Source organism: Mangrovibacterium marinum (assembly GCF_003046625.1).
Classification (GTDB): domain Bacteria; phylum Bacteroidota; class Bacteroidia; order Bacteroidales; family Prolixibacteraceae; genus Mangrovibacterium; species Mangrovibacterium marinum.
Genome location: NZ_QAAD01000001.1, coordinates 441,990 through 458,741 on the forward strand (window position 1 = coordinate 441,990; position 16,752 = coordinate 458,741).

The 16,752-nt window shown below is 46.1% G+C and carries 18 protein-coding genes and 1 rRNA gene; 6 read left to right on the forward strand and 13 right to left on the reverse strand.

The features are described from left to right. Window positions 1-3: 3 nt before the first annotated feature. The 5 genes from tnaA to C8N47_RS01725 all read right to left on the reverse strand — a co-directional run bounded on the left by tnaA (window position 4) and on the right by C8N47_RS01725 (window position 4,473). Entirely contained in the window at window positions 4-1,383 is a 1,380-nt protein-coding gene (gene tnaA / locus C8N47_RS01705; protein WP_107820777.1) for a tryptophanase TnaA, read from the reverse strand. Between the two features lie 223 nt (window positions 1,384-1,606). After that, window positions 1,607-2,902, reverse strand: a complete 1,296-nt coding sequence (locus tag C8N47_RS01710) for an alpha/beta hydrolase family protein (protein WP_107820778.1) — start codon at window positions 2,900-2,902, stop codon at window positions 1,607-1,609. A gap of 27 nt (window positions 2,903-2,929) precedes the next feature. Further along, on the reverse strand, window positions 2,930-3,307 hold the full coding sequence (folK, locus tag C8N47_RS01715) for a 2-amino-4-hydroxy-6-hydroxymethyldihydropteridine diphosphokinase (protein ID WP_211316002.1): 378 nt from the start codon (window positions 3,305-3,307) through the stop codon (window positions 2,930-2,932). Continuing rightward, the gene (locus C8N47_RS01720) at window positions 3,304-3,657 is read right to left on the reverse strand and encodes a dihydroneopterin aldolase (RefSeq protein WP_107820780.1); all 354 of its coding nucleotides are present in this window, start codon (window positions 3,655-3,657) and stop codon (window positions 3,304-3,306) included. Before C8N47_RS01720 ends, folK begins: the two co-directional genes overlap by 4 nt. Window positions 3,658-3,741: 84 nt before the next feature. Continuing rightward, entirely contained in the window at window positions 3,742-4,473 is a 732-nt protein-coding gene (locus C8N47_RS01725) for an SDR family NAD(P)-dependent oxidoreductase (RefSeq protein ID WP_107820781.1), read from the reverse strand. Window positions 4,474-4,809: 336 nt separating this feature from the next. On the opposite strand from C8N47_RS01725, the gene C8N47_RS01730 reads away from it, so the two are divergent. After that, on the forward strand, window positions 4,810-5,910 hold the full coding sequence (locus C8N47_RS01730; RefSeq protein ID WP_107820782.1) for a universal stress protein: 1,101 nt from the start codon (window positions 4,810-4,812) through the stop codon (window positions 5,908-5,910). 117 nt (window positions 5,911-6,027) lie between these two features. Here the strand turns inward: C8N47_RS01730 and C8N47_RS01735 are convergent, their stop codons facing one another. The 4 genes from C8N47_RS01735 to galE all read right to left on the reverse strand — a co-directional run bounded on the left by C8N47_RS01735 (window position 6,028) and on the right by galE (window position 10,514). Beyond that, window positions 6,028-6,636: a riboflavin synthase gene (locus C8N47_RS01735; protein WP_107820783.1), complete on the reverse strand. Its 609-nt coding sequence runs from the start codon at window positions 6,634-6,636 to the stop codon at window positions 6,028-6,030. Window positions 6,637-6,744: 108 nt separating this feature from the next. Then, window positions 6,745-7,797, reverse strand: coding sequence for a dTDP-glucose 4,6-dehydratase (gene rfbB, locus C8N47_RS01740; RefSeq protein ID WP_107820784.1), 1,053 nt, complete (start codon window positions 7,795-7,797; stop codon window positions 6,745-6,747). 40 nt (window positions 7,798-7,837) lie between these two features. Further along, the gene (locus C8N47_RS01745; protein WP_107820785.1) at window positions 7,838-8,758 is read right to left on the reverse strand and encodes an RluA family pseudouridine synthase; all 921 of its coding nucleotides are present in this window, start codon (window positions 8,756-8,758) and stop codon (window positions 7,838-7,840) included. 727 nt (window positions 8,759-9,485) lie between these two features. Next, complete coding sequence (galE, locus tag C8N47_RS01750) at window positions 9,486-10,514, reverse strand: UDP-glucose 4-epimerase GalE (protein ID WP_107820786.1); 1,029 nt, start codon at window positions 10,512-10,514, stop codon at window positions 9,486-9,488. 169 nt (window positions 10,515-10,683) lie between these two features. Here galE and C8N47_RS01755 point away from each other — a divergent pair, with 169 nt between their 5' ends. Continuing rightward, window positions 10,684-11,622: an HU domain-containing protein gene (locus C8N47_RS01755; RefSeq protein ID WP_107820787.1), complete on the forward strand. Its 939-nt coding sequence runs from the start codon at window positions 10,684-10,686 to the stop codon at window positions 11,620-11,622. A gap of 68 nt (window positions 11,623-11,690) precedes the next feature. Here the strand turns inward: C8N47_RS01755 and C8N47_RS01760 are convergent, their stop codons facing one another. After that, window positions 11,691-12,335: an NADPH-dependent F420 reductase gene (locus tag C8N47_RS01760; protein ID WP_107820788.1), complete on the reverse strand. Its 645-nt coding sequence runs from the start codon at window positions 12,333-12,335 to the stop codon at window positions 11,691-11,693. A gap of 120 nt (window positions 12,336-12,455) precedes the next feature. Between C8N47_RS01760 and C8N47_RS01765 the strand changes: the two genes are divergently transcribed. Then, window positions 12,456-13,364, forward strand: coding sequence for a S66 peptidase family protein (locus C8N47_RS01765; protein WP_107820789.1), 909 nt, complete (start codon window positions 12,456-12,458; stop codon window positions 13,362-13,364). On the opposite strand, the gene C8N47_RS01770 is transcribed toward C8N47_RS01765, so the two are convergent. After that, on the reverse strand, window positions 13,361-14,023 hold the full coding sequence (locus tag C8N47_RS01770) for an NAD-dependent epimerase/dehydratase family protein (RefSeq protein WP_107820790.1): 663 nt from the start codon (window positions 14,021-14,023) through the stop codon (window positions 13,361-13,363). The genes C8N47_RS01765 and C8N47_RS01770 overlap by 4 nt on opposite strands. Beyond that, window positions 13,951-14,280 (reverse strand): NAD(P)H-binding protein, encoded by a 330-nt coding sequence (locus tag C8N47_RS19080; protein WP_107820791.1) that lies wholly within the window; start codon window positions 14,278-14,280, stop codon window positions 13,951-13,953. Before C8N47_RS19080 ends, C8N47_RS01770 begins: the two co-directional genes overlap by 73 nt. 425 nt (window positions 14,281-14,705) lie before the next feature. Between C8N47_RS19080 and C8N47_RS01780 the strand changes: the two genes are divergently transcribed. The 3 genes from C8N47_RS01780 to C8N47_RS01790 are packed head-to-tail and all read left to right on the forward strand — an operon-like array spanning window position 14,706 to window position 15,654. Then, a complete protein-coding gene (locus C8N47_RS01780) occupies window positions 14,706-15,068 on the forward strand; it encodes a YraN family protein (RefSeq protein ID WP_107820792.1) in 363 nt (120 codons plus the stop codon). A gap of 17 nt (window positions 15,069-15,085) precedes the next feature. Further along, on the forward strand, window positions 15,086-15,439 hold the full coding sequence (locus C8N47_RS01785; protein ID WP_107820793.1) for an MmcQ/YjbR family DNA-binding protein: 354 nt from the start codon (window positions 15,086-15,088) through the stop codon (window positions 15,437-15,439). A gap of 8 nt (window positions 15,440-15,447) precedes the next feature. Then, the gene (locus C8N47_RS01790; RefSeq protein ID WP_107820794.1) at window positions 15,448-15,654 is read left to right on the forward strand and encodes an RNA-binding S4 domain-containing protein; all 207 of its coding nucleotides are present in this window, start codon (window positions 15,448-15,450) and stop codon (window positions 15,652-15,654) included. A gap of 1,024 nt (window positions 15,655-16,678) precedes the next feature. On the opposite strand, the gene rrf is transcribed toward C8N47_RS01790, so the two are convergent. Continuing rightward, window positions 16,679-16,752, reverse strand: a 5S ribosomal RNA gene (gene rrf, locus C8N47_RS19085); the annotation flags it as partial.

Consider the following 16,752-nt stretch of genomic DNA (forward strand, 5'->3'; position numbering starts at 1 on the left):
CGTCTAGTCAATCTTTTTCAAGCCTACGGTAAAATGACGCATGATGGGTGCTTCGTGCTCAATCGTAAAGCCATGCGTAATCTGGTCGCGACGTTCGTACAAATTAATCAGGCCAGCCGCTACAACATCGATATGGTTGTTGGTGTAGGTGCGGCGCGGAATAGCCAGCCGCAAATACTCGGTGCTAGGATAGCGGTTTTCGTGGGTCACCGGATCGCGGTCGGCCAAAAGGGTGCCCACTTCCACCCCGCGCACACCGGCTTCCAGATAAAGCTCTACAGCCAGCGTTTGAGCCACATATTCTTCGCGTGGAACGGCCGGTAAAAAGCGCCGTGCTTCCACAAAAACAGCATGCCCGCCCAGTGGCTGCTGAACCGGTATGCCAGCTTCAATTAATTGATTTCCCAGATAATGAACCTGGCTGATGCGAGCCTCCAGATAATCGGCTTCCGTAGCCTCATCCAGCCCTACTGCCAGCGCATTCATGTCGCGCCCCGACATCCCTCCATAAGTCAGAAAACCTTCGTACATGATGTTGTATACCGAAGCCTGATCGAACCACTCTTTGCTACGCATAGCCAGCAAACCGCCGATATTGACGATGCCATCTTTTTTACTGCTCATGGTCATGCCGTCGGCATAAGAGTACATTTCAGCAACAATCTCTTTAATCGATTTATCCGCGTAACCTTCTTCGCGCTGCTGAATAAACCAGGCATTTTCGGCAAAACGGGCCGAGTCGAAAACAACCGGTATCCCGTAAGTATCAGCCAACTGTTTTACCTGGCGTAAATTATTCATCGATACCGGTTGACCACCCGAGCTGTTGCAGGTTACGGTAACAATAATCATGGGGATTTGCTCCTTCGGATAGCTTTCAAGCACCAGCTGCAGCTTGTTTAAATCGATGTTGCCTTTAAACGGATGATATACGGTGGTATCAAAAGCTTCATCAATAGTACAATCGATGGCCTGCGCTTTCCGGAACTCGATATGTCCTTTGGTTGTATCGAAGTGCGAATTGCCGGGCACCACATTTCCCTCTTTCACGAGTACTGAAAATAAGACATTTTCGGCCGCCCGCCCCTGATGAACCGGCAACAGATAATCGAAACCGAAAAGCTGCTTCACGCGATCTTTCAAATTGAAAAAGGACGACGACCCGGCATAGCTTTCGTCGCCGGTCATCACAGCAGCCCATTGCCGGTCGCTCATGGCTCCCGTTCCGCTGTCGGTTAATAAATCGATATAAACCTGATTGCTGCGCAGGTTAAACAAATTATAATCAGCCTGACGAATCCAGTTTTCCCGTTCTTCACGCGTACTTCTGTAAATCGGTTCGACCATTTTTATCCGGTAATTTTCTGCAAAAGGAAGTTTCATATCTATACTTTTTAATCTTGTTATTCTGTAATAAAATTCAACACGAAAAGGCAATACACGAGGGTGTACTGCAAAGCTGGCTCTGAACACGACGGTTTAGAGCACACAAATACAGACGATTAAAAATGAAATGAATCGCGTTTCTTGATGTTCAGGTATCGTTGTCCGGAAAGTGCTATTTCGACATCAAAAACACACATGGTTATAATTGTTTGCTACAAAATTACAAGGAAACAGCTTCCTGTAAACTGCTTTTTGTCAGGTTCTGGTTTTCAAAAGTCATAAACCAGCTAAGCGTCTGAAGTCCGTAAGGGAGAACGCCACCCGAATGATCGGCATCGGGAATTTCGGTTAAGCGAATGGTACTCTCGCCCACTCCGAGCTCGCGAAAATCCTGCAGGAAGTCTTCCGAAATTTCCATCGGGATATACACATCGGCATCGCCGTGAAACAGACGGGTAGGCGTATTTAAGTTCCAGGCTGTAACGCTGTTTGCCGCCAAAGCCGATTTGACCGTCTCAAATTGATCGTCGGTGACAGAACCCGCCAGGTAAGCCGGCTGAAACAGTTCAGCCATATTATCAGTCAAAGCAGCATTGATCTGGCCTCCGGAAGTTTCAAAATCGAATAACTGCGGAATAGCCGAGGCATAGGGTTCCTGAAAAATATCAGCCATTGAATTGGAAATAAGCCCATGTAACTGGTAGGCGTGCAACAAATAAGGGAAGTAAAAAGGCATCGGATAAGTTTCGCTGCCAAGCACCAGTTCGTTCATTTGGCTCAAATTATAGGGGCCCGCGCCACAGGAAGCTGCAACCAGGCTGAAATCCTCCAGCGGTTGTTGATCCAGCTCCTTCAACAACTGCATCGTACTCCAGCCACCTTGCGAATAACCGGCCAGAAACAAATCGCCCGACAATTTAGCCTGAATTTCAGCTTTCGCCATTAGCTCATTGGTGGCCCGGATCATATCCACCAAGGCCGGCAAGGTATTTTCCTTTTCCAGATAAGGATGAAAAACCGACTCGGAGCTGCCAAAACCCGGATAATCGGCTATGGCGATCACAAAACCTAAGGAAGCCAGGCTTTCCGAAACAACCGTGGTATTCTCCAGATCAGCCGTCGATGTTAACTCAAAATTTTTGCTTGGCGCATCGCTGTACAGCACGTTTGTGCCGTTCTGAAACGAAAGCAAGGGATAGTCTCCTGCATCGCCGGGGATGGCAACAATCCCCGAGGCTGTCAAATCTTCGCCCTGAAAAGTAGTTTGGTAGGTTATTTTGTAAACATTCACGCCTGATTTAACAGCGCTACTTACGCCCGACGTTTCGGGATAGCGGCTTTCCAAGGCGCCAATCCCGGCCTGAATAATGACTTTAGGAATTGAAGTCCCCAGTTCACTGCTCAACAAGACTGCGTCCGGCTTCTGAATCGTCTCTGTGTCGTTGCTATTACATGCTCCGGATACAAAAAGAACAGCCAGGAGCAACAACCAGGATATCTGCTTTCGATATTTCATTTTATGAATTTTAACAAGAAGAAAAACTTACAAACGATAGCCCAGCTGGTTGACTGCTTTTCGCAAAAAATCGCGTGTAAAATAGTCTTCATCCTGCAGCTCATCGTTCCAAACAACAAGATCCAGATCCATTGTTCGGGGCCCAAATTTAGGCAGAGATCGGTCACGCCCCAAACGATCTTCAACATCTTTCAGGTAGGCTTCGAACACGCCCCGCTCGAGTTCGGTTTTCAGCAGGGCAGCACCATTCACAAAATCCGGCTGATCTTCAATTCCGATTGGCTTGGTTCGAATCAGATCGGAGACCTTTAGCAGACAACATTCGGCACACAGGATGGCCAGCATTTTCCGGATATTTTCATCCGGATGAATGTTGGACCCGATTGAGATGATGCAAGTATTCAACGTCGGGCCTCCATTTCGTACGACACCGACTCGGCAAATCGCAGCGCATGAGGTTTGTCAACTTCAACCTTAGCATAGCTTACCCGTTCATCCTCCATAATCATATCCAGTAAGTTCGCTGTTAACACCTCTAAAAGCTTAAAATGCCCCTCCTGCACGTGGGCGATAATGCGTTTAGTAATCAACTTATAGTTGTAAATACCATCGGGCTCGTCCGAGGCGAGTGATTGCGGAGAAATTGCCGCTTCAATTTCAACATTAATCAGCACATCTTGCTTGTTCACCAGCTCCTCGGGGTTGAACCCGATATAGGTTCGAAGCAACAAGTTTTTGACGCGTATTTTTGCCATAATTGTTTTCTGTTTTAGTTCGACTATGTGCGTTGCCGAAACGCTTTTTACAATAACATGAACTTACAAAGATTGTTGCCACCGTCACACAATCAGTCCCAGATTTTCGCCGCCGTCGCAAAACAGCAGCTGCCCGGTCAGGTGATCATTCTCGATAATATAATCGAGACTTTTCAGAATTGGTTCGATTCCGCTGGGCTTTTGCATTGGTGTTTTCTTGGCCAGCAACCAAAGGTACGATTCATCTTTGTCGGCTGGCGGCAAAGTAGCCCCCGGAGCAATGGCGTTGACACGAATGTAAGGTGCAAATTCCAGAGCAGCCATCTTGGTTAACTCCCACAACGCTTTTTTGGAGAGGCTGTAAGCTGCATAATCGGATTTACTATTGGTAATGCGCGTATCGACCAGGTTGATCACCATTCCCTTGCCAATATGCCGTGCAAAATCGCGAATGAGCAAAAAGGGCGCCCGATAGTTAATCATCATCTGGCGGTCGAGCAAATCGAAGTGGGTCTCGAAGATTGAAGCACGTTCGAACACCGATGCATTGTTCACCAGCAAATCGAGCTGGCCAAACACCCGCAATACCTCCGGAATCAGGCTTTCGACTGCAAAGGGGTTTTGCATATTGGACTGAAACAACACAAACTGCTGCTCCGGATAATCCTTCTGCAACTGCTTAATAAGCTTGCCGGCGGCCTTTTCCGAGCTGTTGTAATGCAAGGCCAAACTCCATCCCTGCTCGGCCAGGTGTAACGAAATCTCTTTTCCAACCCGTTTGGCCGATCCTGTAATTAATGCTGTACGTTTCGTCATATTCTTGCTCTAGCGTTATAATCTGTGTTGTAAAATGGTCAGCGTTAACCGGGTCGCTAACGGCCAATGCAGGCGTAGTTCCGCCAAAAAGAACTGACTAGCTGCAATCAGCTGGCCCGCGAACCAAACCTTCACTTTCGCCGCATTCAGAAAAAAAAGATAGTTAATTTCTTTCAAACCCGAATCACTCTTTTCCCGGAAAGCAAAACTAACCGCAAATTTCCGGTGCGAAATAACTTAAATAACATTTTAACAACGAAAAAGATGAAAGGATGAAACAATCGGCGGTTCAAATACGAAATAATAAGTAGAGTCTGAATCCAAAACGATCGAGCCATGAACGAAAAACTAATCACAATTGCCCTGCTCCCCTATTCGCAAGCAGAAATTTTGCGTTCGATGCTGGAAGCCGAAGGTATTGAATGCACCCTCGAGAATATTAATCTGATACAAGGAGCTGTTGCTTCGGGAGTTAAAGTGCGAATCAATGAGAAAGACATCAAAAAAGCCTGGCCAATGATTGACCAACTGCTGGGTAAAGAAGTTAAAGATCAGGTGAAATCGGAAGATACCATCCTGGTACCGGTCGACTTCTCCACCTATTCGTTTAAGGCGGGTTTGATGGCTTTCGAGCTAGCCCAAAAGCTGGGCTCCAAGCTGATTTTCTTCCATGTCATCCAACAGCCTGATTTTTTCAGCATGCCCTATTCCGATGTGATGGCCTTCAACACGGGTTTATACGATCACCTGAAAGAACGGGAAGAACTGGCCAACGAAGAACTTAGCAAGTTTGTCACCAAGATTAAGGACTATGTGGGTAAAAATGCCTGGGAGGCGATTGAGTCGGAACACATCATCAAACTGGGTTACCCCGAAGACGATATCCTGTACTTCACCGACAAGCATCCGCCACGGCTAATTGTCATGGGAATTAAGGGGCCGGATGAGAAAAATCCGGAGATTATGGGCAGCACAACCGCCGGCGTGATTTATAAATCGCCCGTCCCGGTGCTGGTAATTCCGGCCAAAGCCCCGCTGTTGAACCTGGCTTCGATGAAGCATATTGTTTATGCCACCAATTTTGATGATAAAGACCTGGTTTCGATCGACAAACTACTCGGCTTGCTGAAACCCTTCAAAGCGAGATTATCCTGCCTGCACGTCGGCCCCGATGCCGCCCGCGAATGGGACGAAGCCAAACTGGAGAGTTTGCATAACCTGCTTAGTCAAAAATACCCGGACACACCAATTGAGTGCATCATCCAGCAAGGAGCAAACATTCTCGAAGATCTGGATAAATTTATTGAAGAGCACCAGATTGATGTTCTCTCGCTGACCACCCATAAACGCAACATGATTACCCGGATTTTTAACCCGAGTATAGCCCGAAAAATGGTCTTCCATGTGAAAACACCACTTTTGGTTTTTCACTCATAAGCGACGACAGATAACAGGCAGCGGATATCGGACGATATTCGCTGCTTTATTTTGAAAAGCGACCAAATAAAAAATCCGGACAGCGTGCCCGGATTCTTCCTGTAAGTTAAAAAGTCGTTATTTGAACGTATTCAGTTTTGCCAGATACTTACCGATGATATCAAACTCCAGATTCACAACCGATCCTTCTTTAAAAGTATGAAAGTTGGTTTCCTGATAGGTGTAAGGAATGATAGCCACCTGAAATGAATTGTCTTTCGAATTAACCACGGTTAAGCTAACACCATTCACGGTCACCGATCCTTTTTCAACCGTCATATAACCTTTTTGAGCCTGTGCTTTGTCAAATTCATACTCAAAGGTAAAATACCAGCTTCCGTCGGCCTCTTCCACCTTCTTGCATACAGCAGTCTGATCAACATGGCCCTGTACGATATGACCATCCAGGCGGCCATTCATCATCATACTACGCTCCAGGTTCACCTTTGAACCAACTTCCAGGCAGCCCAGGTTGGTTTTCAAAATCGTCTCCTTGATTGCTGTCACGGTATATGTTTTTGCCTCATTGTCGATGTTCACCACCGTCAAACACACACCATTATGCGCCAGACTCTGATCAATTTTCAACTCATCAACAAACGAACAGCTGAGTGTAAAATGATAGTTCTCCTGTTCTCGATCAATGGCCGTAATAACGCCATATTCTTCTACAATTCCTGAAAACATGCTAATTGATTTTGAATTTGGGCGAAGTTACCCAAAAGCTGTTAATCGTGAAAATAATAAAGTGTTTCAAATCGTTAGGCCACATCTCAAGCTCGTTAACCGGTTGCTTTAGCGTTTCGAATACTGCTGTTGGTAGTATTTCTGATAGTCGCCGCTGGTCACATTCTCCAGCCAATCCTCATTTTCCAGATACCAATCGATGGTTTTCTCCAGGCCCTCCTCAAACTGTAAGCTTGGTGTCCAGCCCAATTCGTATTGCAGTTTCGACGAGTCGATGGCATAACGCAAATCATGGCCGGCGCGGTCTTTCACAAAGGTGATCAGCTTGGAAGAACTCCCTTCTTCGCGTCCCAACTTGCGGTCCAGAATGCGGCACATCAGCCGGATCAGATCAATATTGGTCCACTCGTTGTGTCCGCCAATATTGTAGGTTTCGCCAACTTTCCCCTGGTGAAAAATTAAATCGATAGCCCGGGCATGATCTTCAACCCACAGCCAGTCGCGTATATTCTCGCCTTTTCCGTAAACCGGAAGTGGCTTTTTGTTCCGAATATTATGGATGAAAAGGGGAATCAGCTTCTCGGGGAACTGAAACGAGCCATAGTTGTTGGAACAGTTGGACACCAGCGTAGGCAAACCAAAGGTATCGCAATAGGCGCGCACAAAATGATCGGAGCTCGCCTTGGATGCCGAATACGGGCTGTGCGGATCGTACTTTGTTGCCTCGGTAAACAACCCATCAGTGCCCAACGAACCATAAACCTCGTCGGTTGAGATATGATAGAAAAGTTTACCGTCCGTGTTGTCCTTCCAACATTCACGAGCCGCATTCAGCAAGTTTACCGTCCCGATGACATTGGTAAAAACAAAAGCCGTGGGATTCGATATTGAGCGGTCAACATGCGACTCGGCAGCCAGGTGGATCACACCGTCGAACTGATATTTTCGAAATAGAGCCAGCATCTGTTCGCCGTCAACAATATCGGCTTTCACAAACTCGTAGTTGGCTTTGTCTTCAATATCTTTCAAGTTTGCCAAATTGCCGGCATAAGTCAGCTTGTCGAGGTTGACAATCTTATAATCCGGATATTTATTGACAAACAAGCGCACAAGGTGCGAACCAATAAAGCCGGCTCCCCCGGTAATTAATATTGTTTTCATGCTATCGTTTTTAAGCGATGGTCGAATTTTTTAAATCGAATCAGAACAACTTCAGAAAGCTTCCGGGAATGGAAGTCTCGAAACGGAGTTTTTTCCCGGTAAGCGGATGCTTAAAGGCCAGCACCCAGGCATGCAATCCCAGGCGGCGGATCGGGTTCATGGATGAACCATATTTTTTATCCCCGACAATGGGGTGCCCCAGATCTTTCATGTGCACACGAATCTGGTTTTTACGACCGGTTTCCAGGTTAACTTTCAAAAGCGAAAAAGCCTCACTGGTTTTCATCGTCGAATAATTGGTAATGGCCAGCTGCCCACGCTCCGGATCTTGCGTTGAGTAAACAATAAAAGCTTTACTTTCGAACAGGTAAGAGCTGTGTTTTCCTTCCGACGGATCCGGATGGCCCTCCACCACGGCCAGATAGCTCCGCTCAGCTACCGTCTGAGTCCAGGTTTCCTGAATCTGCTCTTTCACTTCGCGCGATTTGGCAAAAAGCATCAAGCCGCTGGTCTCGCGGTCAAGACGGTGAACAATGAATATTTTGTTACTTTTATCCTGTGTCTTCACATAGCTGCTAAGCATACTGTATACCGTGTCGCGTTTTTCCTTTTCGGTAGCAATGGTCAGCAAGCCCGCATTTTTATTCACCACAATCAGGTGTTCATCTTCGTAAACAATCACCACACCAGGCATTTTCAGTGCACTTTCGGCCGGACGGCGGCTTAACTCCACCGAATCGCCGGGTTTAAGAACATGGTTAAACTGACTGATAGCCGTACCATTAACCACTACCTGCCGTTTCTTAAGCATGGTCTTAATGTTGTTCCGGTTTTTGTGCGGCAAGCTCGCGATCAAAAACTTCATCAACTCTTCCTCTTGCTTCACTTTGAACTGAATCGTCTTCGGTCCCCGATCTTTGGGGTTGTTAGCTTTATCGCTGCTTTCTTTCTTATTTTTCATTCTTCAATCAACTAGTTTTGCAAACCGCTTAAAACGATCTGACCGACACAAAGATAAATCTATTCTTCAGACTTTGGAAAACTGTGGAAAAACAAGTGTGTGGCAAGCTATAAACGGGCTGTCGTGGCCGATCCACCGGCAAGCATAAAAAATACAGATGATTCCGAGGAATCACCAACAGGAATGAAAGTTTACCATTTATCGACTATGCTGTTGTCGTTGTTCTCAAAAGTTATCAAGTTGTTGTCCAAAACAGCGTCAACGAGCAAGGAGGTGGTTTGATCAATGTCAAAAAGTTGGGAGTCAGTTGGCCTATTTTTAAGAGGCCGAAATCAAACGGAAAGCTTCCTGCAATCCCGGAGGGATGCAATTTGGGTAGCATAACGACGACAGGGGGAAATTCCGTCCCGTACGGGACGGGAGAGTCTGCTGTGTTAACATACGTGCTACCCAAATTGCATGGCTAAAGCCATTGCTGAAAGATGAAAACCCGTCCGGTAGGACAAAGTTCCTCTTTGATCAAAAATAGAAAAGGCAGTCGGGTTTAAGGCAATGCCCATCAATACTGGTTTGTTACAAAATGAGCCTTTGCTTCAGGTTCAAACTGAACCGCTATTCAAGGCATCCCCGGTGCGGTTGGAAACCGCACCACCCGAAGGGACTTTCAGCAAAAAAGAGCCTTGCATAAACACACAAGACTCTTCATGTCAAACAATAATTCTGAAATTTATTGAATTCCGCGAACGCGTTTTTCCCAATTCCAGGCTGAACGCAAGGTTTCCTCCAGTCCTTTTTCGGCTTTCCACCCCAATTCTTCGTTGGCATAAGTGGTATCGGCCCAAATTTTTTCGATATCGCCGGCGCGACGTTCAACAATCTGATAGTTCAGTTTTACACCGGTAGCTTTCTCAAAGCCCTTAACGATTTCCAAAACCGAGTAACCATTACCGGTTCCCAAATTAAAGATTTCGTATCCCGCTTTATTTTTGTTCTCCAGCAAGCGTGCAATAGCTACCACATGCGCCTTGGCCAAATCAACCACGTTGATGTAATCGCGAACGGCCGATCCGTCAACGGTGTCGTAATCATCGCCAAAAACTTTCAGTTCGTCGCGCAGGCCGGCTGCTGTTTGTGTAATGAAAGGCACCAGGTTTTGAGGTACGCCCAGCGGCAACTCACCAATCAAAGCTGTAGGATGCGCCCCAATCGGGTTAAAATAACGCAATGCAATTCCCTTCAGCTGCGGGTAGGCCTTAATGCTGTCGTTTAAAATATCTTCGTTCACGCGCTTGGTGTTGCCATAAGGCGATTCAGCATCTTTGCGGGGCGTTTTTTCGGTAACCGGCAACACTTCGGGCTGCCCGTAGACAGTACATGATGATGAAAAAACAATATTCGGAATGTTGTATTTTAACTGACAATCGAGAATATTCATTAACGACACCAGATTGTTCCGGTAGTAGTGCAAGGGGATTTGCACCGATTCGCCCACCGCTTTGGATGCGGCAAAGTGGATAATTGCGGCGATGTCGGTGTTTTTACTGAAAAATTCGTCTGTCTTTACTGCATCAGCCAGGTTTAATTGTTCGAATGCAGGCTTAATACCCGAAATTTTCTCGATATTATCCAGTACATCGATGCTCGAGTTGGACAAATCGTCAACCACCACAACATCGTAGCCAGACTGCTGAAGTTCAACCACCGTGTGAGATCCAATGTAACCGGTACCGCCGGTTACCAATATTTTTGCTGCCATAAGTTAGTTTTAAATTTCAGGTAAAAATAGCAATAAACAAACGAGCTTAGCAAGCCGCCGGAACATCATTACAGCCCTATTGGTTAAAAAATGATTTAATCTGTTGAAAACTTTCAGTTGGCAGGCCATTAATTTTTCATTATTTTTGACTTAGTAAAGACAAAAGCCTGTGGAATTACTAGCTTATATCAAAGAATTATTATTGTTGAATGATTGCGTGATCATTCCGGGTTTTGGTGGTTTTGTAACCAACTACAAGCAAGCCGGAGTACATGCCGATCAGTTTACTCCCCCGGGAAAATCGGTTAGCTTCAACCGAAAGTTGAACTTCAACGATGGTCTGTTCATTAACCACGTTGCTTCCCAGGAAGCCGTAAATTACATCGCAGCCCGCAAAAAAGTTGACCTGCTGGTTCAGGAGTTGAATTATCGGTTAACAGATGGTGAAGAAATAACCATTCCGGGACTTGGTATCCTGCATTACGACGAACAACAGCACCTGGTATTCAAACCTAGAATTGAAGGAAACCTGAATATCGATGCGTTTGGCTTAAGCTCTTTTTCGTACGAAAGTTTGTTTGCACGACAAATAGCGCGTAAGGCCGTATCGATGGAAAACCGCCAGGCCGTTGAAGTGATCTTCCAAAAACGAAGCTTGAAAAAAGTGTTAGTCGCTATTCCTTTGCTGATGGCACTGGCTGTGATCCCGCTGAAGAACAACACATCCCACATCCAGCAGTCGGATATGAGCTACATCCGCGAGATGATGAGTCCCGCAGCAACTGCTGAGGAGGAAGAGCCAGTTGCTACAACGGAAATCATTGCAGACGAAGCAATACCGGAAACGACAGCCGTTGAAGAAAACGTGCCGGAAGCACCTGCCCGCTATTTTCTGATTGTCGGGAGTTTCAAGAATGAAGAAAACGCGGACTTATTTATCCGTCAGCTTGAGACAAAAGGCTTTCAGGGAACCAACCTGGGCGTTATCAAAGGGTTGAACTATATTTCGCTTGGTGGCTATGCCAACATTGATGCCGCCTTAAACGCCCGCGAAGATTATTTAGCCCAATCGTCCGGCTCCGGAGCATGGATCTATAAGAAAATGTAGAAATTGAAATACACGAAAGGCTGTCGTAACGACAGCCTTTTTTCTTTTTCCCTCAATTCCTCTTGCTCCTATTTTAGCAGTTTAAAAGCATGCTTCCACTCGTGTCGTAAAAAGCCGGGGATACACCACAGCACAGCCAGCATTTCGATCGGGCGGGCTGCCTCAGCGGCTCCCATATCGGCGCAATCCCAGCCAAACTGTTTCAAAATTGCTTTCACCTCGCCTTTAGCTTCATCACTATTGCCGCAGATAAACATGGTTGGAGTTTCCTTGAAATCCGGATCCACCATCAACTCGCTCCCCACACTATTAAACGCTTTCACAAAGCGGACCCGCGAATATTTTGCCTGCAGTCGTTCCATCAACGAGGAATTCTGACTTGTAAAATATCGTAACACCCCATTCTCGGGCGGATCGCTGCTAATGGGGTTGCAGGTGTCTATGACCGTTTTGCCGTGCAAATTGGCAGCTCCCGCCAAGTCAAGCACAAACTCGGCAGCACTTCCCTTTACAGCCAACACAGCCACGTCGCCAAATCGAGCCGCATCCTCAAACGAGCCCAACGAGGCGCTTTCACCGGCTTCGGCAAGCCAGTCTTGCAAATTCCCCGGCTGGCGAGTACCAACCTTCACCTGATAACCATGTTTCAGAAAACCATCTGCCAACGCCCGGCCAACAACGCCGGAGCCGAGTACACCAACCCGATTTCTCATAATTCTGACATTTATAGGGTTAATAAAAGCCTACATTGCTGTCTTTTACGATCTTTTAAGCATTAAGTTAAAACCTGCTTGGAGGAAGATTTATTATCTTCAGACCCAAAACAGAACACCATGATAAAACCACCTTTCTTAAAAGCAGGAGACCGGATACGCATTATTTCGCCGGCGGGGAAAGTGAATCGTGACAAAATTTGGCCCGGTCTGGAGCTTCTAAGAGCCGAAGGTTATGACTTGGTGCAGGGGAAACACGTGTTCGGGAACCACTTTCAGTTCGCGGCGACCGATCAACAGCGCTTATCCGACTTACAAGAGGCCTTGGATGATCCCCAATGCAAAGCCATCATCTGCAGCCGCGGTGGCTATGGCTCTGTTCGGATTGCTGACCAATTAAACTTCCGGCGCTTTCGCGAAAATCCGAAATGGCTAGTCGGGTTCAGCGACATCACCGTTCTGCACGCCTATCTTCAAAAAGAAGGCTTTTGCAGCATTCACGGGCCCATGCCGGGCTTCTACCAGAACGAAAACCAACCAACAACGAGCTTTAGGCAACTTATGCAGCTCCTTACTGGTAAACTACCGGCCTATTCATTGGCGCAAGCAAGCTTAAACCGCCCGGGGCAGGCAACTGGCGAACTTTGCGGAGGCAATCTGTCAATTATCTACAGTCTGCTCGGAACTCCGCAGCAGGTCGATACAACCAACAAGATATTGTTTATAGAAGATCTGTCGGAATACCTTTACCAACTCGATCGCATGATGCACAGCCTGAAGCTGTCGGGCTCGCTCAAAAATTTGAAGGCCTTGCTTGTGGGTAGCTTTACCGATATGAAAGATAATAGTTCTCCCTTCGGATCGAGTGTGGAAGAAATCATATTCGATGCCATTAAGGAATACGATTATCCGGTTTTCTTCAACTGCCCGTCCGGCCATATCGATGAAAATAGGCCACTACTTCTCGGGCACCGCTATTCGCTGGCGAACAGCGCGGGGGAAGTGACTCTAAGCCCCCTGCCCGACTAAAGAATATTCCAGAAATCAAGTGTCTCCTTTAAACCCTGCCGATAGGAAGTTGGAACAAAGTTGAAAGCGCCTTCAAATTTTGAGGAGTCAAACTGACAAACTCGCTTAGGCTGGCATCCCGCTTCGTAAAGTTCGACGGTCACTTTATCGATATAACCCCAAAGCTTATGCGCCCACAGCGAGCCTGATTTATTGTTCGGATTTGCGCCCAGGGTTTCATCCATAAGCTGAGCCCATTGACGACCTGTCAATCCAGGATTAGAGGTTGGCAAATGCCACAGCTGACCTTGCGCAAACTGCGATTCAGCCAGTATACTATGTGCTTTCGCACAATCGCGGGTATAGCTGCACGAATGAGGCTCATCCCGGCTGCCCATCCAGCGGGCTCTTTTTCCTTTCTTCCAATTTCGAACTGCCCGTCGGCAAAAACGCCCGTGGTGCTGCGCATGAGGTCCGTAAAGATCGGCAGCGCGCGCTATAATTGCCCGAATGTTCTTCCGCTGCATCTCGCTCTGCAACTGCAAAGCTATACCAGCCCTTACTTCTCCGCTTCTACTGCATGAATTATAGGTTGTTGTCTCGGTTATTAGCCCTTCAACAGGCCCGTACACGTCAAAACTATCCAGAGAGACACCAGCAACACATTTTCCTGTATGCAAGCCTCTGTAACATTATCCATAATCCGCGACCATCGCTCTTTCCGCCGGTAACAGCGCTCAGGCTGGTCGGCACAAAAATATGCCACATAGGAGCCCTTTACCGACTTAACAACATCGGACAAAAATCCAACGTCTCCTTTAACCGACTCGACAAAGCCCGTGGCATAAGCCTGCCTACCTAACAGCCGAACTGTTTTGTGTTGTCTGGTTAATTCGTCTGCCAGGCAACGACCAATTGCCCCTCCAGCGCCCAGTATTGTATGGCGAAGGCTCGAAACTTGTTGTTTGTGCTCCGTCGTGTTTTATCGTTCATTCAGGTGTGCGGCAAAGTACATCTTCTGAATCAAGTAAATAATTGCAGAGCAACTAATTAACCGACATACAGTCATTAAAACTACCACTGACAATCATGCCGTTCGAACGACCAACTGCTACCAACCAGCCACCGGCAAAAACGACGCGGGTTAAGTACTATTGACAGCCAAGCACAGAGCCTATTCTGTAATAATACCCATTTGTATTTAAAATTACCCCATAAAATCATTTCGCTTTTTATTGGTTTTCAAATGTGTTCCCGCATTATACTGTGGTATTTCAATGCATAAATTAGTCTGTCGAACGATATAATTTCCGATATTTAAACTTAAAATGAATGATTTAATGAAACCAAACCAGCAGCCTAATGACACGACAAAAGGAAATAGGGGACAAAGGAGAGGAAATTGCACAAGGATATCTGCAAAAAATAGGCTATCAACTATTGGCGACAAACTGGCGTTTTCACCATTACGAAATTGACATTATTGCCAAAGATGGAGACGAACTGGTGATTGTGGAAGTAAAATCGCGAACCGGGATTGCGTATGAGCATCCCAGCGAAGCCATCAGCACTCGGAAGATCCGCTTTCTGATTGAAGCCGCCGAAGCTTATATTTTTAAAACCGACAGCCACTGCGATACCAGATTCGACGTGATTACCATCATCTTTCGGGATGATGACTTCGAACTTGAACATTTCAAAAATGCATTTTATCCCACTGCGTAAATTATTATTTTTAACCCATGAACATTGAAGACCTTCGAGACTATTGTATGTCGAAAAAAGGCACGACAGAAGAGTTCCCTTTCGATGAAACCACGCTTGTGTTTAAAGTGATGGGCAGGATGTACGTGTTAACAGACCTGGAAAGCGAATTTGCCATTAACCTGAAGTGTGATCCGGATAAAGCGGTCGAACTGCGCGAACAATATGCGAGCATAACTCCGGCTTTCCACATGAATAAAACACACTGGGCCACTATTCGAATAAACGGAACATTAAGTGATGCTCAACTGCAAAAATGGATTGACGAATCGTACCAGCTGGTGGCAGCCAAGTTAACCCGCAAACAAAAAGAAGAATTGAACAACCTTTAATTACAACAATGATTGAATTTGAATTAAGCAGCGAATATATTGAACTGATCAAGCTTTTAAAGCGTCTTCAACTAGTCGAATCGGGTGGACAAGCCAAACTGGTAGTCGACGAAGGTTATGTGCTGTTAAACGGAGAAGTTGAATACCGCAAAAGAGCCAAAATTCGTCCCGGCGACATCATCGAGTTCGACGGACAGAAAATACTTGTAAAATAGAAGACGGAGATGGCGCAGAAAAAGCAGACCGTGCAGCCCTGCATACACTCTCGCGGTTCCCTGATCATCAAAGTCGCCTTCCATCGGCAGCCGTACAACAGCTCGTGCAACGCACCCATCTATTAGCGCCTCCTCTGATAACTGGCCATCCTGAAAAAAATAAGCCGACAACAAATTTGCCGGCTTCGTGCTTAAGAATGGAACGAAAAATAAAAAAGGTTTGATACAATTAACTATCGTAAAAGCCTAACAAAGATACGATAGCCGAAAGATACAAGTCAAGTAAAACTTAAACAACTTGAGGAACGACTACGAATTTTGGACGAAACTGCACTTTGGCTATACGAACGAATTTTTTGGCGCACAGAAATAACGACTTTTTAGGCATCTTTTTTAGGTAAAAGAATATTGAATTTGACTGATGTGGTCAAAAAACCCCGATAGAAAAAACAGATAATCCAAGAAAATCAACAACAGACATGAACGTCTGTTGCCCTTGTTGTTCTCCTCTCAAGTATTCGGGAGTCTCGCAGAGAAGTTGAATCTAATTTTGAAAGTCGACAGTCTGTTTACGACAAACCGCAAACCATCTTTCCGTAAAAAAAAAGAATATCATTCCGGAAGAATATAGAAATCCGGAGGATAAGGTAGCCAAAGTCGATTAATGATCGTGCTATTTGCAGTATGCTGGTTACCTTAAGCGTTAAGAATCCTTATTGAGATGTAAAGATAGGCGGTGGACGGGAAAGTAAATCCACGATTAAGAGAAGCTTCGAAACACATCAAGCCCCCATTATCAACTATCTCAATAGAAGAAGTACCAAGGTAGGTATCCAAGCATTCAATGCCCCGATAACGCCTTTCAGGACACAATTCATAGGCTTGGCTGAAACGTGAGGTTTCTCCTGGATCGAATAGGCAAGATTCATGCTTGTACCCGGAATTTGGTTCTGAACAATGATTTCCTTTACAACTTTCCGGGCATAAAAAAACCCGTTGCTCCCAGGAACAACGGGTTTGGTAAAGATGGCGACGACCTACTCTCCCACCATAAGGCAGTACCATCGGCGCTGGCGGGCTTAACTTCTCTGTTCGGAA

Bases quoted from the DNA above. Each gene is read 5' to 3' on its own strand.
- tnaA (WP_107820777.1), bottom strand. From the start codon at position 1,383: ATGAAACTTCCTTTTGCAGAAAATTACCGGATAAAAATGGTCGAACCG.
- C8N47_RS01710 (WP_107820778.1), bottom strand. From the start codon at position 2,902: ATGAAATATCGAAAGCAGATATCCTGGTTGTTGCTCCTGGCTGTTCTT.
- C8N47_RS01720 (WP_107820780.1), bottom strand. From the start codon at position 3,657: ATGGCAAAAATACGCGTCAAAAACTTGTTGCTTCGAACCTATATCGGG.
- C8N47_RS01725 (WP_107820781.1), bottom strand. From the start codon at position 4,473: ATGACGAAACGTACAGCATTAATTACAGGATCGGCCAAACGGGTTGGA.
- C8N47_RS01730 (WP_107820782.1), top strand. From the start codon at position 4,810: ATGAACGAAAAACTAATCACAATTGCCCTGCTCCCCTATTCGCAAGCA.
- C8N47_RS01735 (WP_107820783.1), bottom strand. From the start codon at position 6,636: ATGTTTTCAGGAATTGTAGAAGAATATGGCGTTATTACGGCCATTGAT.
- rfbB (WP_107820784.1), bottom strand. From the start codon at position 7,797: ATGAAAACAATATTAATTACCGGGGGAGCCGGCTTTATTGGTTCGCAC.
- C8N47_RS01745 (WP_107820785.1), bottom strand. From the start codon at position 8,758: ATGAAAAATAAGAAAGAAAGCAGCGATAAAGCTAACAACCCCAAAGAT.
- galE (WP_107820786.1), bottom strand. From the start codon at position 10,514: ATGGCAGCAAAAATATTGGTAACCGGCGGTACCGGTTACATTGGATCT.
- C8N47_RS01760 (WP_107820788.1), bottom strand. From the start codon at position 12,335: ATGAGAAATCGGGTTGGTGTACTCGGCTCCGGCGTTGTTGGCCGGGCG.
- C8N47_RS01765 (WP_107820789.1), top strand. From the start codon at position 12,456: ATGATAAAACCACCTTTCTTAAAAGCAGGAGACCGGATACGCATTATT.
- C8N47_RS01780 (WP_107820792.1), top strand. From the start codon at position 14,706: ATGACACGACAAAAGGAAATAGGGGACAAAGGAGAGGAAATTGCACAA.
- C8N47_RS01785 (WP_107820793.1), top strand. From the start codon at position 15,086: ATGAACATTGAAGACCTTCGAGACTATTGTATGTCGAAAAAAGGCACG.
- C8N47_RS01790 (WP_107820794.1), top strand. From the start codon at position 15,448: ATGATTGAATTTGAATTAAGCAGCGAATATATTGAACTGATCAAGCTT.